We start from the raw sequence: 22007 nt of genomic DNA, 5'->3' as shown, positions 1-22007 counted from the left end.
GATTGGTTCATCCCTGTTTGTCCCGGTGGGTGCCGGGCGGGATCTTCGCGTGTCGCTGCGGCTGCGCCGGGGCACGCCCGCCTGGACATCTCGCAGGCGTGGGGCGACGGTTCCACGACCGCCGCGGACGGCACTCACATGGATACGTACCTCAACAACCTGCTGTCCGAGACCAGCGTGATACCCAGGGCCAGAGCTTCCCCGTGTTCGCCCTGGCCCATCTGCTGGGCTTCGATCTGATGCCCAGGATCCGGAAACTGGCGGGACCTCACCTTCTACCGGCCCACGGCGCAGGCGCAGTACGTGCACAACGACCCCGTCGTGCAGGAGAAGACCGCGCTGGTGACTTCAGCCGGCTGTGCGGCGAGAGCGCCGGCGGCGACGGCTACGACCAGGCGGCCTGACCTGCCGCCGTACAGTCCGTCGATACATCGACGACGAACTTGGGTAAGGGGGCGCAGCGGAACGGCCGCGCCCGCCTGACGGCCTGCGCGGCCCCGAAGCCGCCCGTCCGGTGCGACTGCTGGAGCTGTCCGACCCGCCCACGTGCAGGACATCGTCAAGCCGATGCCGTCTCAACCCACAATGTCGCCGAGCATCGCCCCATCTGCCGGAACGAGGAGCTGAGCCCGACCCTCGGCATCGTACGACCCGAGCAGCAGGAACTCGCTCCGGAAACCCGCGATCCGTTTGGGCTTGAGGTTGACCACGCCAACGACCAGTCGGTCCTTGAGGGCCTCCCGGTCGTAGTGGGTGACCTGGGCGCTCGTGTGCAAGACGCCCGCGGGACCGAAATCGACGGCCACCTTGTACGCCGGCTTCCTGGCCTCGGGGAAGTCCTCGACCTCGACCACCCGCCCCACCCGCAGCTCACAGGCGAAGAATTGTTCGGCGTCGATCTTCTCCGACTCGGTGGCCGTCATCGCGCTCCTCGTCCTTGTCTCATGTTGGTCCAGGGGACTGCCTGTTGGGATCGATCAGGCATGGCCGACGTTACTTACGGTCGTCGAGGATGAGTAATCCGATACCGACCAAGACGATCCCGCCCCAGCCGATCGGAGTGAGACCCTCGTCCGCCACCACCACGCTCATTACCGCGGCCGTCACCGGCTCGACCAGGATCAGCGTGGCCGCCGTGCTAGCCGCCACAAGGAGCAAGCCCCGGCCGAAGAGGCAGTACGCCGGTGTCATCGGCGCCAAAGAGTAGCACCGGGACGAGCATCAACCCGCCCAGACCGAACACCGCTCCCATCACGGAACGCGACAGGGTCCCACGGCGGATGAGGCGTCCGGCGCTGTAGGAGTAAATGGCGTACGCCGCACCGGCGATGAGCCCGCGACGACGAGCGCGACGCCGACTGTGCACACTGCGCTGGCCCCCACCCGACGGGCATGGGGCAGCGCCCGTTCGCCGATCCCCTCGCACAGCACGGTGCGCCACACACGGGCCCCGCCACGCAGCACCGGGAGCACCGACCGGCCCGCGACGGCAAGGAGCACGACGCCGCCAATGCCCATGCGAGGTTCAGAGCCGGCCGTGGGGGGTGCGCCCGAGGGCGTCCTTCCGATAGATCTCCAGGGTCGAGGGGCCCTGGAAGAGGTACTGGGGCTGAGGTTCGGCCATGACCGTGTCGATGCCGAACGTCCCGCAGTACTCCTGCGCGAAGTGGCATCCGGTCACGGCGAAGACCACCAGGCGGGTGTTGTGCTCCGCGGCGGTCTCCACCAGTTCCTCCAGGGTGTGGCTGGCCAACGTCTCGCCACACACCAGCGCCACGTCGCTCTCCGCGACCAGCCGTGCGCTCTCGTCACCCGAGTACACCGGGACGCCGAGGATGCCGTTCTCGATGAGGTGGGGGTCGAAGTCGCTGGCAGTGAGGTCGACGTCCTCACGCTGGAGGTGGTGGATCAGATTTCCCATGACCCCGATCTGGGCGACCTTACGGCCTGGCGAGCGGTTCAGCAGCCGCATCGTCTCACCGACCACGGTCCGCGCCCTGGCCAGCGCCTTCTCCTCCGGCGGCCCGTCAACGGTGAGGACCTCGGCCGGGGTGCGGGGCAGCGCGCCGAACGCGGCGTCCAGGATGGCGATGTCCTCTTCTCGGGTGCTGCCACGCACCAGGCGCGCGTCCTTTCCTATGAGCCCGTCACTGCCCTCGCCGATCCTCACAGAGCCGAAGTCGGCGTAACAACAGCCCTGCCGGACGGTCTGCGCCAGTACGAAGCTGTAGACCATGAACCGTTCGTAGTCGGAGGGTTGAGACCGGTAGTCCACGCTCCACAGGCTGCGCAGCCGGAAGTCGTCGTCGGGTAGATCGCGGCTGCGCTCGGCGAGGACGGCGCGCAAGGTCCCCAGGATGTCGTCCATGTCTGTGGTGACTCTTTCGGTCGGCGGGTTACGGGAGTGCGAGCTCGGCGGAGTTGCGGGTGGTGCCCCAGCGTTTGTCGGTCGCGTCATGGATGAACCAGATGTCGTCCTCGGACAGACGGCGTGAGACGACGCCGGGGAAGGCTTCCTCGAAGTAGATGTACGGCGGCCGGTTGTCGACGTCCGGGGAGTGGTAGTCGAGCTGGTCCTGCATGCCGTGGTCTCGCGTGATCCGGGTGGCCGGGTGGTAGGTGAGGATATTGGGACTGGCCAGCATGACGAGGCCGTCGTCGACGAGCTGCCCCACCTCCTCGACGGTCTCCTCGATCGTCCGGCGGTTCTCGCCCTCCAGACCGAACAGCACGGAGGTACCGACGGGTATGCCGGCCTCCCGTATCCGCTCCAGGGCAGTGCGGACCTTCTTCTTCCACGGCAGGTCGATGGTGCGGCGGAGGTTCTTGTGGACGTGCTCCATGACTTCGCTCGACATGCTCTCGATGCCCATGTAGAGGTAAGTGCAGCCCGCCTCGCGCAGGGTGGACAGCAGCGCGCGCACCTCGCTCTCGCCGTGCAGCGTGGTGAGCAGATCGGCGGTCACCTGGCAGCCGAACTGCAGGTCACGCAGACGCTGCCAGTCGTCGTCCCCGGTGATCCACCGGCGGCAGCGCTCGGGTAGCTGCTCAGGCGACGGCGCGGTACGGGCCGCGCGCAGCACCTCGCAGAACTCGTGGATGGCCCGGAACGTGCCGGCCCAGAAGATGGAGTCGTCGAAGAAGACCGCCGCGGCGCCGTAGCTGACGTACTCGCACACCCGCTCAAGGGCGGCCTCGGCCGGTGAGGCACCGAAGCGCTTGAGTCCGCCGACCACGAGGGCCGACTCGGAGCAGAAGTCGCAGTGGTAGGGGCAGGCGTTGGTCACGGTCATGTGAGCCGTGCGGGCGGGGCTGCCGTCGGGCAGCGGGAAGACGGGGAAACGGGCGCGGACGGCGAAACCCTGGTACGGGGACGGAAGTTGGGCCAGATCGTACTTCTCACCTCTGACAGGGAAGGCGTGCAGAGCGTCCTCGTCCCGCGCGCACAGCAGCGAGCTGCCCGGCAGGCGCAGCCCCGCGGCACCGAGCAGGGACAGCATCTCGACAACGTCGCGGACGCGAGCCCGGGTACGGTCAAGGTCCATCGCCAGGGCGACCGCCTTCATCAACAGGTCGAGCGCGAAGTAACCCTCGCCCCCGACGCAGAAGTCCACGACCGGCTCGGCACGGCCCTCGTCGATAGCGCGCAGCGTGCTGCTGTACTCCAGGCTGAGGGACCGGTCCGCAGGGGCATAGCGCATGGTCTCGTCCATGTGCCGTCCCCCGAACACTACGAGACAGTCGGGCGCCTCCTCCTTGACCAGACGGGCCATCTCCAAGGCGTAGCGGTGTCCCGGAGAGACCGTGCTGACAAGGAAGACCTTCGGGCGTAACCGCCGAGTAACCGCCCGCAGGTCGTTGCGGGCCTGCTCGTCCCACACCCGGGGGTCGAAGACGGCACTGTCGGGGGTGCTCTCCATATCCCGCTCGGCGCGTAGCCCGTGCCGCGCGGACAGCCGCCGCTCTTTACTCGGGCGACATTGCCAGTCAGGACACAAGTCCGTGAACGGCAAGTCCTCGTTGCCGTCTGCCGCGTTCCGGGCCGACTTCAGGGCGCTGTCGACGACGACGCTGAGCGCCGCGTACAGGCACATCGGGTCGCCGGGGTACGTGATCTCACCCACGGGCGACGTCATCACCGGCGCGAGCGCGGCGAGCACCGGGAAGGCACGAGTGCTCCACGGCACCTGGCCCAGGTGCTCGCACCGAGCCCGTTCGAGCAGAGCGTCGCGTCGGGACCGGCGCAACGCGGCGAGCGCGTCGGCTGAGGCCTCATCCACGTGCATGGGGCGGTGGAAGACGTCATGGACGACGGTCTTAAGTGCTGCTGTGGGCAAGGCGGTACCTCTCGTTGCTGTTGGTTGCGATGAGCGGCATGGGCGGGACGGAACAAGAGCGGCACCGATCGGTATCGCTGGTGGTTGTGGAGGCGGGGAAGCGTGGGTGTCCGTGGCATTCGTTTCCGCACCGCAGCCGATCGCCAGTTGAGTGGCGGGTCGACCGTGGGTGTTCTCATATGCGGCAGCGGCCGAATGCGTGGCGGCTCCGGAGTCGAGGGCAGAGCTTGTGCGAGGTCGGAGCACGGCAACCAGATACCGTTCACAGCGCGGCCATACGATGCGAGTCCCCCCGGATGCTCAGCACTTGGGGCTACCCACATGCAGATAGCCCCAAGTGCTGGGCATCGGGGGGGACTTCAGCACGGCCATCCTGAATAGCTGGCGGATACACTGTCAAGATCGCCCTTCGGTTTCGATCTCCGCCTACGTGGCTCTTGGTGACGGGCACGCTCTGTCGGCGGATCTCGAATAGAGCGAACGGGCCGCGAACCGAGAGGGGCTGGAGACCGCGGCTGCTCCTGGCATGCCTGTCGTCAATCGATCGAATGAAGAAAGATGCGGCAAAGATCCAATCGACCGTGGATTTTCGGGGCTCGCGCCACCGCCGATCCAATCGGATCCGATGGTCATTGGTGACAGGGTTTGACGACGGGTAGGTTCTGGTCCGTGAGCCGCATGCCGTCCGCGTCGGTGAGCCTCAACTGGGCTCCTGGGTGCGGTCGTTCCTTCCGGACGATGAGCCGCATCCCCGGCGGCCGGCCGTCCAGGATCACCATGCCGACCGAATAGGACGAATCGGTGCGGATCAGCGTCCGCCGTCCGCGCCGGTGACGGCCGTAGGTCCGCTTCCAGGTCGGGGCGGCGTCCTGCTTGTGCGAGTGTGCGATCACCAGCACCCCATCCAGATCGACGGTCACCGTCCCGCCTGCATCGGGCGCATCGCGGCCGGCCAACTGCCAGACCCAGGAGTGGAGGGTTCCCCTGGTCGGCTCAAGAGTCTTAGGTCCGTCTCGCCCGGAGTAAACCGGCCGGGGAACTCCGTCCGGGATCCGGTGCGGCCCGTTGCCAGGAGTTCAGCACTCGGAGGAGACCCTGACTGGTGCCAGTACGTACGCGTCCGGTCGGTGCCATAGCCTCAACCTTCAGTCCTGGTGACTGACTGCTAAAGCGTCGTTCCAGACTGCTCCACCATCCCCTCCGACCACCTTTCGAAATGCCTGATCGGCATCGTTCGCATTACCTGGGGGACCTCTTGTTCACACCTGGCACGCCACAGCCTGACAGTGGAGAATCTTCCGACTCGGCCTGGTTGCAAGCATTTCGTGAGGTTCTTGAGTCCGCCGACATCGACGAGGACACCAACTTCTTCCAGGCGGGTGGCCATTCGCTGCTGATCCCGAAGCTGTTGCGGCGCTACGAGGCGCTTTCGGGTTGGCGGCCGCCAGCGAGTCTCGTGTTCAAGTTCTCGTCCCCGCGCGAGCTCGAGGCGGAGTCGGCCGTGCTCTACGAGCGGACCGCAGAGCAGGGCAGCCGGTAGCGCGATTCCGGCGCATCGGCGGTCAGGGCTGTGCCAGGGCGCGGGCCTGCGCGACTGTCGAGTCGGAAGAAGCGTTTCACACGAACCACTGGAAGAGGGAAGAGGGCAGTAGCCATAGTCGACTTCGAGATCAGGCCGAACCGGAAGCCGGCGCCCGAGGCGGAGCGCCGCGCGGCTCTCGACACTGCTGCGTTCGGCCAGGTGTTCACCGATCACATGATCACTCTGCGCTGGGATGAGGAGCGCGGGTGGCACGACGGACGGGTCGAGGCCTTTCAGCCCATCTCCCTGCCGCCGTCGGCGTCGGTCTTCCACTATGGGCAGGAGATCTTCGAGGGGATGAAGGCGTACCGTCAGGAAGGTGGGTCCATCGCCCTCTTCCGGCCGGAGCGCAACGCCGCCCGTTTCAACGCCTCCGCCCGTCGGCTCGCGATGCCGGAGATCCCGGTGGAGACGTTCGTCCACGCCGTTGAACTGCTCGTCCGGCAGGATCGCCAATGGGTGCCGGACGGCGAGGGCAACAGCCTGTATCTGCGGCCGATGATGATCGCGACCCAGCCGACGCTGGGATTCACCCTTCCGTCGAACAGCTATCTGTTCTGTGTGATCGCCAGCCCGGCGCCCGGGTACTTTCGCGGGCGCACCGGGCCGTCGGCGCTGTCCGTCTGGCTGTCCGAGGAATACAGCCGCGCCGCGCCCGGTGGGACCGGATTCGCGAAGGCCGGCGGCAATTACGCCGCGGCGTTCCTGGCCCAGCGGAACGCCGTGGACAACGGTTGCGACCAGGTCGTCTGGCTGGACGCGGTCGAGCGCACGTGGGTCGAGGAGATGGGCGGGATGAACCTTTGCTTCGTCCAACGCTCCGGTGACTCTCAGACGCTGATGACACCTGCGTTGACTGGAACGCTGCTGCCGGGGGTGACGCGGAGCTCGCTGCTCCAGCTCGCCGGAAGGCTCGGCCTCGACTGCGAGGAGGGACGCATCTCGGTGGATCAGTGGCGCAAGCAGTGTGAAACGGGCCAGATCACCGAGGTCTTCGCCTGCGGGACCGCGGCGGTCATCGCACCGGTCGGACAGGTGCGCGGTGCCGACGGCGGATGGACGATCGGCGACGGCCGCCCCGGCCCGGTCACCATGCGGCTTCGCGAGGAGTTGCTCGGTATCCAATACGGCCGCATCCCAGATGAGTTCGGTTGGACGCACCCCGTGTGCTGACCATGTTTGGCCGTATCGGACTGACAGAGAAAGATCTCCCGACTTGAATGAGTTTGATAACCCCAACGGCACGTTTGTGGTCCTGGTCAACGATGAGGAACAGTACTCACTGTGGCCGTCGAAGCTAGAGCGCCCATCCGGCTGGCGGGTGGCGCGGGAGGACGGCTCTCGCGACGAGTGCCATGCGTTCATCGAATCGACGTGGTCCGACATCCGGCCGGCGAGTTCCCGGGGCGCCGCACCTGAGCACGACCCGGTGCCGCTTATCCACAACCTGGTTGCCGAGCAGGCCAGGCGTACGCCCCACGACGTGGCGGTCAGCCACGCAGGCACCGCACTGACCTACGAGGAACTGGACGCGCAGGCCGAGTTGCTGGCCGCTCGACTGCGTTCGGCGGGCGTCGGTGGCGGATCCGTCGTCGCCGTCGTCCTCGGCCGGTCGCTACCGCTCATCACGACGCTGCTGGCCGTCCTCAAGGCCGGTGGGGCGTACCTGTATCTCGACCCGACCGAGTCGGCCGACCTGCGGCGCCGGATCGTGGCGGACTCCGCCGCCCGGTTCGCGGTCGTCACCCGCGAGACGGCGGACGCGGTCCCGGAGATCGGCCAGATCCTGTGCGTCGACGACGAGACCGCCGACCGGTTCTCGCCGGAGCCGGCCGACGAGACGCCGATCACGGCGGACACTCCTATGTACGTCTGCTACACCTCGGGGTCCACCGGCGAGCCCAAGGGCGTCGTGGTGCCGCACCGCGCGGTCTTCCGGCTGATCGACAAGCCCGATTGGATCGATGTCCAGCCTGAGGACGTCTTCCTGCAGCTCACCCGTGTCGGGTTCGACGTCTCCACCTTCGAGATCTGGACCCCGCTGGTGCGCGGCAACCGGCTCGCGCTGGCCAGCACCGGCCACGCCGATTTCAGCGAGCTCATCGCCACGGTACAGAACGAGGGCATCACCGTCCTGTGGCTCACCACAGGACTCTTCCACAAGATCGTCGACCACCATCTCGACGGCCTCGGTGGGGTCCGTCACCTCCTGGCCGGCGGAGACGTCCTGTCGCCGACGCACGTCCGGCAGCTCCTGGAAGCACACCCGCACCTGATCTTCACCAACGGGTACGGCCCGACCGAGAACACGACGTACACGACCTGCTGGACGTCGCGCACGGCGCCCAGCGGTTCCCGGGTGCCGATCGGACGGGCCATCGAAGGCACTACGACCATGATCCTCGACGACACGCTCCGGCCGGTGAAGCCGGGCGAGGTCGGCGAGCTCTGGGTCGGCGGGCCCGGAGTCGCCACCGGCTACCTGCGCAGGCCGGTGGCCACCGCGGAGAAGTTCGTCGCCGACATCGATCCCTCCAGGCCCGGCGCCCGGATGTACCGTACCGGCGATCTCGTGGTCGCCACCGACTCCGGCGACCTCGACTTCCTGGGCCGTGCCGACCGGCAGCTCAAGATCCGCGGCTACCGCGTCGAGCCGAGCACGGTGGAGATGGAACTGATGTCCCATCCGAAGGTGCAGCGGGCCGTGGTGCTCGCCCACACCGACGGCGCAGGCGACGCCCGGCTCATCGCCACCGTCGCCGTCGGCGAGCTCCTGGCGGACGAAGCGACCACCCTGGGCAACGAGTTGCGCGACTACCTGCACAAGACATTGCCCGCGCACCTCGTCCCGTGGGGGATCTTCCCGGTCGAGGACATCCCGCTGAACCCGAATGGCAAGGTCGATCGCTCGGCCCTGCCCGCGGCCAAGATGCCGCGCAACGTCTGGAATGAATACGTCGAGCCCTCCACCGATCTCCAGCGGCAGCTGGCGGAGGTCTGGAGCGACGCCCTGGAGATCGAGCCGATCGGCATCACCGACGACTTCTTCGAGCTGGGCGGGCATTCGCTGCTCGCGGCCGAGCTGTTGGCCGCGCTGGAGAGTCGGTTCAAGGTGGCCATGTCCGCCCGTACTTTGTTCCTGAATCCCACGATCGAGGCTTTGGCCGAAGAGGTCTCGCGGCGGCTGGACAGTGCTGCGGTCGAGGCCGGACAAGGGTGATGAAGATGACCGATGTCGACGAGACGCCCGTCCGCCTGGTGGGCAAGTGCCCGGTGAGCCACACGGCGGCGTACGGCGTCGCCGACCCCATGCTGTTCAGCGACGGCGACTACCGCGCCACCTGGGCCCACTTGCGCGAGCTGGATCGGCTCACCTGGCAGCAGGTGGACGACCGGCGCGGCTTCTGGTCCGTGGTCAAGTACGAGGACGCCGACCGGGTCCTGCGCGACCACGAGACGTTCACGTCCGAGCGCGGAACGATGCTCGACACCCTGGGCACCCAGGACCCCGCGGGCGGCCGTCAGATTCCGGTGACCGACCCTCCGCGGCACACCGGGATGCGCGCGCGGTTGCAGAAGGCGCTGACGCCCAAGTCGCTGGAGGCGCAGCACGCGGCGATCCGGGGTCTGGTGCGCGAGCTGTTCGCGCCGCTGGGTGACGGCGGTACCTTCGACTTCGCCCAGGCCATGCTCATGCTCCCCGTAGCGGTGGCCGGGGTCCAGATGGACCTGCCCCGGGAGGACTGGCCGCGGCTGTGCCACCTGCTCAACGCCTCGATCGCGGGCCACGATCCCGACTATCTGGACACCGCCTCCGGCGATGCCGTGGCGACGGTGGACGGCGCGCACCGGGAGCTGTTCGCGTACTTCCAGGAGATCTACCGCGAGCGGAAGCGCAAGCTCGGCGACGACCTCATCAGTGTTCTGATGACCACCCAGGTGGACGGTCGGCCGATGGCGCCCGGCGAGGTCATGTCCAACTGCTACAGCGTGCTGCTCGGCGCGTCGGTGACGACTCCGCACTCGCCCAACTACGTGATGGCTGAGCAGATCGGGACCGGACTGCTCGACGAGTGGGCCGCCGACATCAGCGTCACCGCGTCGGCGGTCGAGGAGGCCTTGCGGCTCGCGGCGCCCGTGAACTACTTCATGCGCCATGCCACCAGGGACGTCGAGGTGCGGGGCACCACCGTCAAGGAGGGCGACCCGCTCGTCGTCTGGTTCGGATCGGCGAACCGAGACGGGGATGCGTTCCCCGATCCCGACGAGTTCCAACTGCGTCGCAAGCCGAACCGGCACCTCTCGTTCGGCATGGGCCCGCACTACTGCGTCGGTCACACACTCGCCCGCGCCACCCTGAAGATCCTCTTCGAAGAGCTGCTGACCTCGTATCACCGGTTCGAGTCCGCTGGCACTCCGGTACGGATGCGCTCGACGTTCGTGTCCGGTTACAAGCACCTGCCGATCACGGCACGCCCCATCTGACGAACACCGGAAGGTAAGAAGCTCCATGTCCGACGGACATCGCTGGTTCAAGCGTTTTCGAAGCCCGGCAGCCGGGGCGACCACGCTGCTGTGCCTGCACCACGCGGGCGGCAACGCGGCGATGTTCCGCGAGTGGCCGCGGCTGCTGCCGCCGTCGATCGATCCGATCGCGGTGCAGCTGCCCGGCCGTGCCGACCGGATGGACGAACCGCCGTTCCTCGCCATGGATGACTTGGTCGACGACCTCGTCAATGCCGTCGAGCCACTGCTGGACCGGCCCGTCGCCTTGTTCGGAGCGAGCATGGGTGCGCGGGTCGGGTGGTCGCTCGCACATGCCCTGCGCGAGAGGGGGATGCCGATGCTGCGCGCGCTGTACGTCTCGGCGAGCTCGGCGCCGAGCCTTGATCGCGAGGTGCGCGGCTGGAACGGCCCGGACGAGGGCTTGGTGCAGTATATGAAGACGCTGGGAGGCACCCCGGCCCAGTTCCTCGACGACCCTGAGCTGTTGGAGGGAATCGTGGCCACCTTGCGCGCTGACCTGACCGTGCTCAGTACGCACACGTATCAGCCCGACGTGCTGCTCGACATCCCGATCACAGCCTTCGCCGGTGCGGCCGACGAAGAATCCTCACCGCAGCAGCAGGAGCCGTGGGGCAAGGAGACCACCGGTCCGTTCGTCATGAACGTCATCGACGGCGGGCACTTCCTCGACGCGAATGCGACGCGGTTCGTGATCGACGCTATCTCGGAGGACCTGCGATGAGCGATGTCACCGCAGGCCTGGCTCCGAACAAGTGGTTTCCGCGTGCGCCGTTGGCCGAGGCGTCGGCGCGCCTGTTCTGCATCCCCTACTCCGGCTGCGGGGCGATGATGTACCGGCAGTGGCCGGATTCCTATCGGGGGATCGACTTCTGCCGCCTGCAACCGCCGGGCCGGGAGAACCGGTTCAACGAGCCGATCTTCGCCACCTACCAGGAGATGGCGGCGGCGCTGGCGGACGCCGTCGAGCCCTACCTCGACGTCCCCTACGGCTTTTTCGGCCACTGCGGTTCCGCGCTCGCGGCGTATGAGGTATCTGCGGAGATCGAGCGGCGCGGATGGCCGACGCCGAGCGGCCTGTTCATCTCGTCGCAGGTCGCACCGCAGGACGGACCGACCGGGCGATGGCTCGTGATGAACCGGTCCGAGCTGAACGACGAGCTGGACAAGATGACCATCGCGATGGGCGGCACGCCCATCCCCGACCTCAGCGACGTCTATCTGGACATCCTCGAAGAGGACATCGCCGCCAACAAGCGGTACGTCATGCCGAACCCGCAGCGGCTGGCGACGCCGATCACCACGATCGGATGGAGCGAGGACATCGAGGTCGACCATCGGCACATGGGCGGATGGACGGCCTGCGGGGACACGCAGTTCGTGCTCCTCAACGGCCCGCACCAGCGCTTCCTCAGTGCGCCGCCGGAACTCTTCGAGACCTTCGCCGCGGGTCTGACGACCCTTGCATGAGAGAGCTTGCAGGGCTGGGTGCAGCAGGCGAAGACCGACCGGGGCGAGGGGCCGGCGGGTGCGTTGACCACCCGTCGAGCGTGAAGAACTCCGGCAGCTGCGCAAGCGGGGCCGTGAACAGCAGCAGACCATAGAGATCCTGAAAAGAGGTCTCGCCTACTTCGCGAAGGAGATGAAGTGGGCGAGACCTGCCGCTTCATCGACGTGGAGAAGGCCACCGAACACAACCCCGGCGGCTTCACTGTCGCTGCCCTGTGTCGCGTCCTGGACGTCGCCGGGCGAGGACGAGCTCGCCGAGGCGATACGGGATACGGAAGGTCCACGCCGAGCCCCGGGGTGCCCACGGCGCCCCGCGCGTGCCCGCCACGCTGCGGCGGAAGGGCTGGCGGATCAACCGCAAGAAGGTCGAGCGGATCATGGTTCTGCGCGAGACCGATGCGGACTTCGTCCTGCGGGACGGCACCCCCGCCGAGTGCGACCGGGCCGGAGACGGACGAGCCCGAGCGCCAGGGCGTCCCCATCCCGGCCGGCCTCGCCTGCCAGGACGGCGGCCCCTGGGTGACCACAGGCATCAAATGCAGGCCCCTGCAGGAACCCACCCGCACCCAGAAGACCGTCAACCGGGCCCCGGCCACGGCACGGACACCGGTCGAACGCGGCCTCGCACACCTGAAGTCCTAGGCGGGGCGAGACGGTCCGCGATGGTGGTCCGCTTCTTCTTGCGCAGATACCGGCCGACGATGTCGTTCTTGCCCATCAGCCGGGGGACCCGCTTGCGAGTGACGGTGTGGCCGAAGCCCCGCAGATCGGCGTGGACGCTCAACGCGCCGTAGTTCCCACGGTGTTCGGCATGGATCTCGGCGACCAGGGCGTCCTCCCTGGCCTGCCGCTCGGCGCGCGCGTCCGCGCCGGCGATCCACCGCCGAAGGACTCGGTTTTCTCGGAGGTGAAGTGAAGTCGCAGCGGCGGGCCTTCACTTCATCTCCTACGCGAAATATTGCGCCGCCCGGCGCAGGATCTCGCATTCCAGCTGCCATTCCTTCTCGGCCTTCACGAGCCGGGCGTTCTCCGCCCGCAACCGGGCGACCTCGCTCTGCACGCCTTCTTCGTCCTGGCCGCCGCTGCCGGCCGGGCGGCTATCGGCGACGCGCGCCCAGCTACGGAGCGTTTCGGGGTTGACGTTCAGATCAGCCGCAACGACCCTGAAGGGCGATGAAAGCAGCCGGGATAGGCCTGCTGCGCTACCGCAACCCAGCCCTACCAGTTCAATCTCAACAGACGGATTCGGCTAGCAGAGCCTCAATAGTATTGTCGTCGCAGGTCTCCCAGAAGCTACCCACAATGTCTTCGAGCTGGTTCATCGAGTCCGCTTCGAACAGAATTTTCTGGTACGTCGATATGTCGTATGCGACGTCGGCCAGGCTCTTCAGCTCTAGCGGGCGGATGTCAGCGTTACGGAAATGGTTCAGCTCTCCGTACGAGGAAACGATCGTCGCGCCGTATGCCTTTAGCTCTCCCCGCTCCCGGATCAGGCCGCACTCGAGCGTGAACCAGAACACCTTGGCAATGAACTGCAACGCCGCCTCACTTTCGGCTCGCGCGGCAGCCTCACCAGCCAGGCGGTACAAACGGGCGAACCGCTTGCTCGCCAGAGCGTTCCCGTGCCCGATAACATCGTGCAACATGTCCGGATCTGCGGTGTAGAAGGGGGTGTTCGGGTGCCTCAAATACTGTGTGGAGTGGAAGGCTGAATCTGCCAGACCGCTGCAGAACTGCCGGAAGGGAACGAGCGCAGGCGCTGACTTGAAACGAAAGCCGGAAAGCGATTCAATACGCCCGCTGACATCCCGGAGCTGCGGAACCCGTTCCTGGGGGATTGCGAGGCATTCCGCCGCGTCAAGGTACTCGATCGCGGCGTCCGAGCGGTGGTGTACGGCAAGCTTTCCGCACACCAGCCGCCAGACCTCGTGTTCCTGTTCCGTGTACTCGACCGTTGGGATCGGATCGTCCGGACCACAGCGATCCGCCAAGGCCGCTATTTCGGCACGTCGCGCCTCGTAGTACGGGTCGGAGGCCTCTGCTGATTGTTCCTGCACGTGCTTCTCAGCTCCTTGTCCAGGTGTTATTCGAGTTCGAATATGAATCCGTTTGTCAACCCGTCCACCTGGTGAGTCCGCAGAAGTCGCCAGCCCGTCTCGGGAAAGACGTCTTCCCAATCCTCCATGGTCGGCAGATAAACGCCCATGAGGTCGTGTCCGACTTCGTAACCCAGGTTGAACATCGGGAATCGGTGGTCGGGCAGATCGGTCAGTCGAGCGGTGTCCGCCAGCAGGAGTCGGCGCGCGTTCGGAAACACCTCGCGAAGCTTCCGGAAAGAGGCGATGCACTCCTCTCGGGGCCAGAAGTCGTGCGCCATCATGAAGCTAGTGACGAGGTCGACGTCAGCGAGTTCGGGACGTGGTTCGAGCGCGCGGGCGTCCGCGACACCGAACGATATGCGGTCTCCGAGCCCAGCCTCCGCTGTGGCGGCCTTGGCGGCCTCCAGCGCATCGGGCGCGATATCGAGCCCGACCCCCTGGACTCCGGGATGACGCCGGGCGATCTGCCGCAGTCGTTCACCGCTGCCGCATCCGAGGTCGGCAACCTTGGTGAAGGGGAGATCCAGGCTGTCCATCGCCGCCCAGAAGGCAGGGTCAAAGACCTCCGCATTGATCTCCCGGCAGGCGTAACTGATCGCCGGCGCGTCCCGGGTGTAGAACTTGCCGACTCGGTTGGCGTTCTGCATCACCGTGGGCATCGCCGTGAACAAGGGCGCACTGCCGCGGGAGAGCCAATGGAAGAAGGACTTGGTCCGGAACACGTCGTCGAACAACGGGCCGGGGAGGATGGTGTCGCCTTCACGCTCGACGACGCCGACGCTGGCCAGCGCGGTGAACATGCCCCTTGTCGACTGGATGTGCAGGTCGTGCTCCTCGGCGAAGTCGCGCGCCTCGAGCTTGCCTTTCCCGCTCAGCTCGTCAAGTGCGCCGATCTCCCATCCTGCAGCGATCGCCCAAGCCGCGACTGCCGAGTTGAAGAGATCAGCCGCTGACTGCGAGGCGGCCAGGTGTGGTAGATCGGCTACGTGACCTGTTTCCCGTTCAGGAGCATTCATTGTACGGCCTTTCCGTCATGCGGATAGGGGGAGCTTTCAAAATTACGGTTCCCCCAAGGATCTTCTCTGCCACTGCCTGAGTTCAGCTTTATCCAGGCCGGGCGGCGGCCTTCAGGGGCGGGGAGTGTTCGGAATCTGGTTCTTTTCCAGAATCCTAATGTGGCGTTCGTTCGCTTCGTCCCACGCTGGAGAGACAGTGAGCAGCAGCTCCATGGTTCCGAAATAGTAAATACGTGTCTCCGGTGGAACGACAATTAGATCCGTGGCGTTCACCTCCACGGCTTCGTCGTTGAGGTAGAAGGTGCCATGGCCACCGATGACGTAAATCGTATAGGTGCTCTTAAGGTTGCAGAACTCCTGAAAGTGACCTTCCGCGACACTGATGTGGACGGTGGTCACAGACGGATCCGCTTGCCCGTACACGGTCAGGTCGACACCGTGCTTGTTGAAGCGTGCCGCAGCCTCAGCCGTGTATTTGTATTGAGTCACGATTCTGTGCACCGGGCCCGGGGTCACAACCAGCCGTGGAGCTGAATCAGCTCCGCGCGCAGTTGGTCGATGGAAGGCCGTTCGACATAGATCTCCCTGCCTCCGCCCTTCTCGATCTGCCTGCCTCCGCCCTTCTCGATCTTCCTATCTCCGCCCTCCTCGCTGACCGGGGTCGTGCGATAGACATTCGTCGAATTCCGCACGGTGGGCCCTTGCAGGACGAGCGTGGCCGTAGGCCCGTCGTGGGAACGCGCGATGCTGTGGAGGACGCGGTGGTCAAGGTGGTAGACCGTGCCGGCCTGAAGGTTGGATTCGAATACTTGGGCTAGCTGATTGGTCCCCATGGCCTCCAGCGAGAAGAACTGGTCCGCCCGAACTGGGGTGTACTTGTAGTGGTGGTACTCGTTGCCGGGGGCGATCATGTACTCGCGGGCGTTGTACTCGCCGAGCAGCAGGGCGGTTGTGAAGTCCCAGCGATGCGAGTGGATGTCCTCCCTCGGCGGGCGATCCTCCTCCGACTGCGGATGCCATACATGGAGGCGAAGCTTCCAGGCGTTCTCGCTGCCGACCGCCAAAACGAGTTTGAGAAAGCTGTTCGCGTGGTAATACGACCGCGCAGCGATCTCGGCGAGTTGAACGTCGTCCGACAGTACGTGATCTATCAGGGACCGCATCTCGTCGCGCCTGGCCAGGCTGCGGACCACCGCCCCGGCTCGTTCGGAGAGTGTGCCGTCACCAAGGTGGCCCGTCATTTCCAGGTGGTCGCGCACTTCAGGCAGTAGCGTCTTTGCGAAAAGTTGTGCCATGAATCGGATCCTTTGTGCGAGCGTTGGTTCCCCATACACCGGGTGTGTCTAGTGACTGCCGCTCCCTACCTGGCGGCCCCCCGCGGGAGACCGCGAAACGGAGCGCATTTGGGATGAGCCGAGCGGCGCGTCGGCCTCGCCCCGGCCAGGGACGCTATGTAGCCAGACGGCCATCTTGGTAAGCAATTCTGAGTTTCACTCACGGGCTGCTTTGGCCACGTGAGAAGAAGCTGCAAGACTGGATTTGCTCCGACGGGGGCCAGGTCGGATTGAACGTCTCCATACGTGGCATCCAATCTCTATTGCGGCTCGGTCATCTCCTGCGAGGTGGTGCAAATTCCTGAGCCGGGGCAGCTCATTGACCATACGAAACCGGATACTAGCGATCCGCTGGCGGCACGCGTACTGACATCAGCCAGGGCCGCCTAACGAGCTTGTGCATGATTGGCGGTGGCACGGCAGGTGCGCTCATCCGGCCCCGGGTCCCGGCCAGCGGGGACGTCGCCTCGGACGTCGCCGCACGTACTGTTGTTGGGCGTCTTTGGTTCTGGGGACGTATCGGGTGGACGCGTCGTTCATCGTGGGGATCTGCGCTCGGATGTCTCGGGTCGGCAACCGGCCCGTGTGCGACGGCAGGATGAACATGAACGACGGACTGCCAGCTCAGGGGCCGGACGTTGCTCGTTATTGAGCTTCTTCGAGTTGGTCACCGATCAGGTGAGGGTTCCGGAGCGCAAGGAGCGAGGCCTCCGAGCTATTGATCGAGATGTCTATCGTCTCAACCACGCTGCTCGGGGGCCTCGTTGGTCATCCATCCTGCCGCACCCGACCTGCCGCATGCGCTCGTGGAGCGGGTGACGATGCCCGTCCTCACCCGCGAGGGCGACCGGCGCTGCAAGCTCCGCCCCGATGCGGACTTCGTCACACACACCGCCGGCACGGAGTGAACGTGGAGGTGGCCACCGATCCGAACAGCCCGGCCGCTGCGGCTGTCCCCCGCCCTGCCGGGCCGGGCTCACGACCCGACCGCGTCCCGCACCCACCAGATCATCCGCATCTACGAGCGCCAGGGCGTCCCCATCCCGGTCGGCCTCGCCTGCCAGGACGGCGGCCCCTGGGTGACCACAGGCATCAAACGCAGGCCCCCGCAGGAACCCACCCGCACCGAGAACGCCGCCAACCGGGCCCCGGAGCAGCAACGCCAAAGAAGCTCAATTATGGATTTGGGAGGTAGATCATTCGACGAAAAGGCTCACCTGACGGTACGCGTGATCGGATTCGGTGGCCGTCACAGTAGCCGACAGTAGGCGCATCCCCTGCTCGTAGAGGATATGGTCCCGCTTGGCGCCCTTGACGGCCGTGACGGTATTCGCGAACGCGTTGATGTACCTGTCTTGCCTGAGGACCTCATTCAGCACGTCCTCGATCGGGTCATGGTTCAGGTCGACGGCGACCACGGCCGGACCGGACTCCTTGAGGGTCAGCATGTCCCGTGTGAGCATGTCCCATACTTCAGTAAATGCTGGGTCTGTGGCACGTGCGCCGAAGTACCGCAGCGGAAAGCAGTGGCCGTTAATCAGCCCGACCTGACGGCCACCCAGGTCGACCTTTGTGATCATGTATCCCTTGTCTGCCAGCGACCATGCCTCTCCGTCTGGGCCGGTGCCAGTCAGGCCGGGGTTTGGGAATTGTCTGTACACCGCGTTCCCGAGCGGGAACCGGGACAGGACCGCCAGCGTGAGGTTGGCGTCTCCTGCTAGGTGCGAGGCGCTGGTGGGGAACGACACCACGTGCGGATACCCCGCTCGGCGCGCCAGGTAGTGCGGCTGGCTCTCGCAACGCCCGAGGTAGTCGTGAGCCTCCTGGAGGCAGACCACATCGGGCGCATGCTGCCGCAGCACCGAAGCATAGTAGTCCGGCGAGGGGATTCCGCCGCGCTGATGGGATGCGCCGAGAATCCCGCCTCCTATGTTCCAGGTTGCGAGCTTGATGAGGGATGTGGGTTCCACAGTGTCGCCCATTCGTAGGGAGGAAGTGAGACCTGTTCCGTATACCAATCTCGAATCGTCGGCGATCCGTGTGTCGAACTCTTCCACGCTAGGTGCGGACAGTGTGATTGCGGCCTGCATGCTGGTCGTGTCGGTCGCGCCCGCAGTCCGGGTTGTCCCAATCGGCCATTCCATTGCCGGTCGCCCATCGACCAACACCCGGGGCACCTCAGCCTGCCCACCACCGTGATTCATTTTCGGATGAGGACATCACGCTCCATCCCCCAGCTCCCTGTTGCCCTTCTTCAACGCCGCGTTCTCCGCCATCAGACGTGCGATCACCGCATCCTTGTCCTCCGGCGTGCTCTTCGCGTCCCTCTTCGCACCGCCCCCCTTCTAAGAAGCTCACTCGTTGACCGCCGCGAAGCTCTTCGCCCCGCAGACCACGGCGGAACAGGCAGTCAGCAGTACCGCCGCGAAGGGGCGACGTTTGCCGCGCCGACACCGCGGATCAGCCAGCGTGGCCGGCCGCTCGGCCATCGAGCCCACCGCGCGGTGCTGACGGGTGGGCGACTCGACCAGGCAGACGGTGGCAGACGGGCGGCACAGCGAAGCTCCGTTGCGCGAAGGGGACTTGGGAAGGTCACCTCCGCAACGGAGCTTCGTTGTATCTGGTCGAGCGCTCACCCAGCATGGTCACACTGTCGTGACCTGCGCACTCGCAAGGTCACCGGGACCTTGCAACCGCCCTGCCTGGCCACCGCGTTGACCGGCGGCCGGTGGATGCCACCAGCTCGACCGCGTCCCGCCTGAACTCCTCCGCATACCGCCATGCAGCCACCCGGACACCTCCTCCTCGGACCCCACGATCCGATCCTCAAGGAATGTCCATAAACGGGGGCAATCCCCCAAGGTCACATGATCTGAGGCTGTAGTACGTGGTTCCGGGCGCCGACGCCTACTCCGTGTCAGCGAAGAAGTAGGGACTCTCGAACGACTGCCGCGCCTGTGAGCGGTTCTTGGCAGCACGGTCGACTGCACCATCCCGAGCCGCCGCGAATGCCTCGGCAATTAGGGCCATGGACGTCTCGGTAGCACCTTCGAACGTCACCTCGTTGGTGCCCAGTCGGAACACAGCACCTGAGACGTTCGGCATTTCATTCTCAGTCTGGACGTTGGCCCGGATCCCAGCCTCGGCCAGGGCCCCAGCGAGCTTGTTGGTTGCGGCGGGGTCCCCGACATTGACCCAGAGCATGTGGTTATCGGTGAACCCGTCCGTGCAGCGGTGAACATCAAAGCCCCGCTCCGTCAACTCGGCACCCAACCGCTTGGCATTGGCAACGACCTGTCGCGCGTAAGCTGGGCCGAAGTGCTGGAACTCGCGTGCGGCCAGACCCAGCGCAAGGGTCGAGGCGAAGTGGTGACTGCTTACCAAGATACGCTGCGCGTCCTTGATGAGCCGACTCACATGCGGCAGCCGGGTGAACAGGACGCCCTTGTGCGGCCCGGGAAAGGTCTTGTGCGTAGAGCCACCGAAGCTGGTTGCGCCGAGATCAAGTGGGTTGGGCGCCTGGCCGCCGAGAATGAGCCCGAGGGTGTGACTGGCGTCGATGTGCAGCAAGGTGTGCGGGCTGTGCTCAGCGAGGCATGCGGCGACTGCGGCAACGTCCAGCAGATGCAGGCTGTTCGCCAGGTCAAGGTAAAGCAGGGATACGTTCTGCGAAGAAAGGATCTTCCGCAGGCCGTCGATGTCCACGGCGCCTGCCTCAACAGAGACGGTGGCAGGAACAAAGCCAAAGCGCTCGATCACTCCCGCGGAGGCGTGGTGGCCTCCGCTCGCGGGGTCGATGCAGACGACCGTGCTGCCCGGGTCGCCACCCAGGCCCGAGATCGCGACGATCATCGCGCTGAGCCCGGAAACCGGGCGGAGGTTGACGAACGGCGCATCGGACAGCGCGCTCAAGCTGCTATGCGCCACATCCGTTTCGATGTCTGCGACGCTTTCCCCGCCCCTGAATTGCCAAAAATCCGGGTCGTGGTCTTCATTAAAGAAGTAACGGTTGTGAAAATCAAGCTGCAGAGGCAACTGCGCCAAAGGGGAAAGGCGGTTTTCGCTCGGGACCAGACTCAGTGCATCTCGACTTCGGTTATGGCCATCGCGAAGTCGCCGTGCGAATTCATGGAGTTGACGCCCATGCTGTTCTCGTAAAACCGCGCTGGATATAGCGCTTTCGTCTGTTGACACCTTACCCCGCATATCAGAGTGTACTAGGACGGATGGCAGGACAGGCATTTTCATGCCTGCTCAACCTGTACTGCATTGCATAAGCGCCAGAGAATGAACAGATCGTTCAGTTCGCGCCGATTGCCGGAGTGGCCACCGAGTGGCCGACCCGTCAAATCAACAGGGGCAGAAACAGTATCCAAAGGCCAGTCGAGCGTCAAGAGCCAAGATCAACACGCCCCTTGCACGCAGAACACATCAGACCATTGCAAAACGGATCCACTAGTGGCAACGACGCAAGCGAGCTCTTGAAGCTCCCCTGCAGTACCGGCCTGACAGCAACCGAGATCACTCCATGAGCCCCAACTTTTTACTTTGCTAGGGTAGTTGTGCGCGTTGTACGGTCTCATGATCAAGCAAGTCAGATATGAGGCGCGGGAGTCTCGGCCGGCTCTGTGGCCACCGAACCTCATGCTGGCGGGCTCCGATGCCAACATCCCTCTTGTCATGTCAATGAAACTTGCCGATGCGATACTCGTGTCACCTTAAGATGCGGTGATAGTCGAGGCGACGGAAAGGTGTTCAATCCGACAAGGTGTGACAATGGCGAGAGGTCAACAAAAACGGGGAAGTGCTGTTCATGCCTACCAAAATCGAATCCGACGTAGAAGTGATCGTGACCTGGCGCGGAAATGCTCGCGACCTTAGCGGGGTGAATTCAGAGGGGGGACGTAGTAATCTAAAAGTCGGCGATCGGCTAGAATTCAAAATATCGAGCCGCACCGGAGTATTTCAACCCAAAGCCGTGCCAGGAATTGGCGCGTTTGAGGTTTCCAGCAATCACCTCCTCCTCTCGAATTTCACCACGTCCTCCACTTTTGTCATCGAGAACCTAGAGGGGGGTACGGAGCTGATCAAGGCGCGCCCTCGTCGATTGGGTATGGTAATTCCTTTTGAAATGTCTCGCATTCTGATTCCGTCCGGTTTGGACATAGTCGAACTCACTGTTTTCAGTCCGCCGCCGGTCATGCTCGGACCTGAGCGGGCCGCTAGCGTGGCCGAGTCGGATATGTTCAAATTGGATACGGCGAGCAAGTACTTTGCTGTTCTCGTTACGCTCTGTGAGCCGCGATTGCGCGGTTCATCTATGGCGGCAGTGCCCTCCGTTCAAGAGGTGGTTGAGAGGTTGAGGGTTACCGATCAGTTCAAAGGTGCAAACCGCAGCAGTATCAATTACCACATCGACTACCTGGCCGATCAGAAGCTACCGGTCAGCCATTGGGCCAAGTATGTGGACGGAGGCCGTATGCACTCAAAGCGTGAGGCCTTAGTCGCATTCGCCCTCAGGTTCGACCTGGTCCGCGAGGAACACCTTGCCCTGCTTCCTGACCTCGATCTTTCGTGATGATCCGCCGACGGATTCGGCGGATGAT

General features: G+C 65.1%; 20 protein-coding genes and 5 pseudogenes. 13 read left to right on the top strand and 12 right to left on the bottom strand.

Annotated elements, in window-relative coordinates; translation table 11 throughout:
• The first annotated feature begins 9 nt into the window (after positions 1-9).
• Together PBV52_RS16060 and PBV52_RS51730 are read left to right on the top strand one after the other, a co-directional pair.
• Entirely contained in the window at positions 10-240 is a 231-nt protein-coding gene (locus PBV52_RS16060; protein ID WP_373922010.1) for a Tn3 family transposase, read from the top strand.
• Positions 180-303 (top strand): annotated as a pseudogene (locus PBV52_RS51730) (Tn3 family transposase); the annotation flags it as partial. The gene PBV52_RS16060 and the pseudogene PBV52_RS51730, both read left to right, overlap by 61 nt.
• A gap of 272 nt (positions 304-575) precedes the next feature.
• Here the strand turns inward: PBV52_RS51730 and PBV52_RS16055 are convergent.
• The 5 genes from PBV52_RS16055 to PBV52_RS16035 all read right to left on the bottom strand — a co-directional run bounded on the left by PBV52_RS16055 (position 576) and on the right by PBV52_RS16035 (position 5293).
• Entirely contained in the window at positions 576-923 is a 348-nt protein-coding gene (locus PBV52_RS16055; protein ID WP_274239046.1) for a tRNA-binding protein, read from the bottom strand.
• Between the two features lie 70 nt (positions 924-993).
• Positions 994-1191 carry an EamA family transporter gene (locus PBV52_RS16050; RefSeq protein WP_274239045.1) on the bottom strand — a complete coding sequence of 66 codons (198 nt, stop codon included), beginning with the start codon at positions 1189-1191 and terminating at the stop codon, positions 994-996.
• A gap of 334 nt (positions 1192-1525) precedes the next feature.
• Positions 1526-2368: a Rossmann-like domain-containing protein gene (locus PBV52_RS16045; protein WP_274239044.1), complete on the bottom strand. Its 843-nt coding sequence runs from the start codon at positions 2366-2368 to the stop codon at positions 1526-1528.
• Positions 2369-2396: 28 nt separating this feature from the next.
• Positions 2397-4337, bottom strand: coding sequence for a radical SAM protein (locus PBV52_RS16040; RefSeq protein ID WP_274239043.1), 1941 nt, complete (start codon positions 4335-4337; stop codon positions 2397-2399).
• 629 nt (positions 4338-4966) lie between these two features.
• A complete protein-coding gene (locus tag PBV52_RS16035) occupies positions 4967-5293 on the bottom strand; it encodes a hypothetical protein (RefSeq protein WP_274250021.1) in 327 nt (108 codons plus the stop codon).
• Between the two features lie 356 nt (positions 5294-5649).
• Between PBV52_RS16035 and PBV52_RS16030 the strand changes: the two genes are divergently transcribed.
• The 9 genes and pseudogenes from PBV52_RS16030 to PBV52_RS16000 all read left to right on the top strand — a co-directional run.
• On the top strand, positions 5650-5877 hold the full coding sequence (locus PBV52_RS16030; protein WP_274239042.1) for an acyl carrier protein: 228 nt from the start codon (positions 5650-5652) through the stop codon (positions 5875-5877).
• A gap of 114 nt (positions 5878-5991) precedes the next feature.
• The gene (locus PBV52_RS16025) at positions 5992-7092 is read left to right on the top strand and encodes a branched-chain amino acid aminotransferase (RefSeq protein ID WP_274249409.1); all 1101 of its coding nucleotides are present in this window, start codon (positions 5992-5994) and stop codon (positions 7090-7092) included.
• Positions 7061-7276 (top strand): annotated as a pseudogene (locus PBV52_RS51725) (MbtH family protein); the annotation flags it as partial. The gene PBV52_RS16025 and the pseudogene PBV52_RS51725, both read left to right, overlap by 32 nt.
• 72 nt (positions 7277-7348) lie before the next feature.
• Entirely contained in the window at positions 7349-9139 is a 1791-nt protein-coding gene (locus tag PBV52_RS16020) for a non-ribosomal peptide synthetase (protein WP_274239041.1), read from the top strand.
• Positions 9140-9144: 5 nt separating this feature from the next.
• On the top strand, positions 9145-10404 hold the full coding sequence (locus PBV52_RS16015) for a cytochrome P450 (protein WP_274239040.1): 1260 nt from the start codon (positions 9145-9147) through the stop codon (positions 10402-10404).
• 25 nt (positions 10405-10429) lie between these two features.
• Positions 10430-11167: a thioesterase II family protein gene (locus tag PBV52_RS16010; protein ID WP_274239039.1), complete on the top strand. Its 738-nt coding sequence runs from the start codon at positions 10430-10432 to the stop codon at positions 11165-11167.
• Positions 11164-11913 carry a thioesterase II family protein gene (locus PBV52_RS16005; protein WP_274239038.1) on the top strand — a complete coding sequence of 250 codons (750 nt, stop codon included), beginning with the start codon at positions 11164-11166 and terminating at the stop codon, positions 11911-11913. The genes PBV52_RS16010 and PBV52_RS16005 overlap by 4 nt, the downstream gene beginning before the upstream one ends.
• A gap of 254 nt (positions 11914-12167) precedes the next feature.
• A pseudogene (locus PBV52_RS51720) lies at positions 12168-12281 on the top strand (hypothetical protein); the annotation flags it as partial.
• Positions 12282-12326: 45 nt separating this feature from the next.
• A pseudogene (locus PBV52_RS16000) lies at positions 12327-12591 on the top strand (IS5/IS1182 family transposase); the annotation flags it as partial.
• Here PBV52_RS16000 and PBV52_RS15995 read toward each other — a convergent pair.
• From PBV52_RS15995 to PBV52_RS15975, 5 genes are all read right to left on the bottom strand, one after another.
• Entirely contained in the window at positions 12530-12736 is a 207-nt protein-coding gene (locus PBV52_RS15995; protein ID WP_274239037.1) for an IS3 family transposase, read from the bottom strand. The pseudogene PBV52_RS16000 and the gene PBV52_RS15995 sit on opposite strands and share 62 nt — an antisense overlap.
• Positions 12737-13184: 448 nt before the next feature.
• A complete protein-coding gene (locus PBV52_RS15990) occupies positions 13185-14009 on the bottom strand; it encodes a phenylalanine 4-monooxygenase (protein ID WP_274239036.1) in 825 nt (274 codons plus the stop codon).
• Positions 14010-14035: 26 nt separating this feature from the next.
• Positions 14036-15067, bottom strand: coding sequence for a class I SAM-dependent methyltransferase (locus PBV52_RS15985; protein WP_274239035.1), 1032 nt, complete (start codon positions 15065-15067; stop codon positions 14036-14038).
• A gap of 111 nt (positions 15068-15178) precedes the next feature.
• Positions 15179-15568, bottom strand: a complete 390-nt coding sequence (locus tag PBV52_RS15980) for a hypothetical protein (RefSeq protein ID WP_274239034.1) — start codon at positions 15566-15568, stop codon at positions 15179-15181.
• Positions 15569-15579: 11 nt separating this feature from the next.
• Complete coding sequence (locus PBV52_RS15975) at positions 15580-16362, bottom strand: hypothetical protein (RefSeq protein ID WP_274239033.1); 783 nt, start codon at positions 16360-16362, stop codon at positions 15580-15582.
• Between the two features lie 803 nt (positions 16363-17165).
• Between PBV52_RS15975 and PBV52_RS15970 the strand changes: the two are divergent.
• Positions 17166-17549: pseudogene (locus PBV52_RS15970) on the top strand (IS5/IS1182 family transposase); the annotation flags it as partial.
• Between the two features lie 48 nt (positions 17550-17597).
• On the opposite strand, the gene PBV52_RS15965 reads toward PBV52_RS15970, so the two are convergent.
• Together PBV52_RS15965 and PBV52_RS15960 are read right to left on the bottom strand one after the other, a co-directional pair.
• Positions 17598-18458 carry an endonuclease/exonuclease/phosphatase family protein gene (locus PBV52_RS15965; protein WP_274239032.1) on the bottom strand — a complete coding sequence of 287 codons (861 nt, stop codon included), beginning with the start codon at positions 18456-18458 and terminating at the stop codon, positions 17598-17600.
• Positions 18459-19308: 850 nt separating this feature from the next.
• Positions 19309-20607: a hypothetical protein gene (locus PBV52_RS15960; protein WP_274239031.1), complete on the bottom strand. Its 1299-nt coding sequence runs from the start codon at positions 20605-20607 to the stop codon at positions 19309-19311.
• A 607-nt stretch (positions 20608-21214) separates the two neighbouring features.
• Between PBV52_RS15960 and PBV52_RS15955 the strand changes: the two genes are divergently transcribed.
• Positions 21215-21979: a hypothetical protein gene (locus tag PBV52_RS15955; protein ID WP_274239030.1), complete on the top strand. Its 765-nt coding sequence runs from the start codon at positions 21215-21217 to the stop codon at positions 21977-21979.
• Positions 21980-22007 lie beyond the last annotated feature (28 nt).

It is taken from the genome of Streptomyces sp. T12, assembly GCF_028736035.1.
Lineage (GTDB): Bacteria > Actinomycetota > Actinomycetes > Streptomycetales > Streptomycetaceae > Streptomyces.
The sequence above is the reverse complement of the archived record's forward strand: the minus strand, read 5'-3'. Positions and strand labels throughout refer to the sequence as shown.

Bases quoted from the DNA above. Each gene is read 5' to 3' on its own strand.
- PBV52_RS16055 (WP_274239046.1), bottom strand. From the start codon at position 923: ATGACGGCCACCGAGTCGGAGAAGATCGACGCCGAACAATTCTTCGCC.
- PBV52_RS16050 (WP_274239045.1), bottom strand. From the start codon at position 1,191: ATGACACCGGCGTACTGCCTCTTCGGCCGGGGCTTGCTCCTTGTGGCG.
- PBV52_RS16045 (WP_274239044.1), bottom strand. From the start codon at position 2,368: ATGGACGACATCCTGGGGACCTTGCGCGCCGTCCTCGCCGAGCGCAGC.
- PBV52_RS16015 (WP_274239040.1), top strand. From the start codon at position 9,145: ATGACCGATGTCGACGAGACGCCCGTCCGCCTGGTGGGCAAGTGCCCG.
- PBV52_RS16010 (WP_274239039.1), top strand. From the start codon at position 10,430: ATGTCCGACGGACATCGCTGGTTCAAGCGTTTTCGAAGCCCGGCAGCC.
- PBV52_RS16005 (WP_274239038.1), top strand. From the start codon at position 11,164: ATGAGCGATGTCACCGCAGGCCTGGCTCCGAACAAGTGGTTTCCGCGT.
- PBV52_RS15985 (WP_274239035.1), bottom strand. From the start codon at position 15,067: ATGAATGCTCCTGAACGGGAAACAGGTCACGTAGCCGATCTACCACAC.
- PBV52_RS15975 (WP_274239033.1), bottom strand. From the start codon at position 16,362: ATGGCACAACTTTTCGCAAAGACGCTACTGCCTGAAGTGCGCGACCAC.
- PBV52_RS15960 (WP_274239031.1), bottom strand. From the start codon at position 20,607: ATGCGGGGTAAGGTGTCAACAGACGAAAGCGCTATATCCAGCGCGGTT.
- PBV52_RS15955 (WP_274239030.1), top strand. From the start codon at position 21,215: ATGCCTACCAAAATCGAATCCGACGTAGAAGTGATCGTGACCTGGCGC.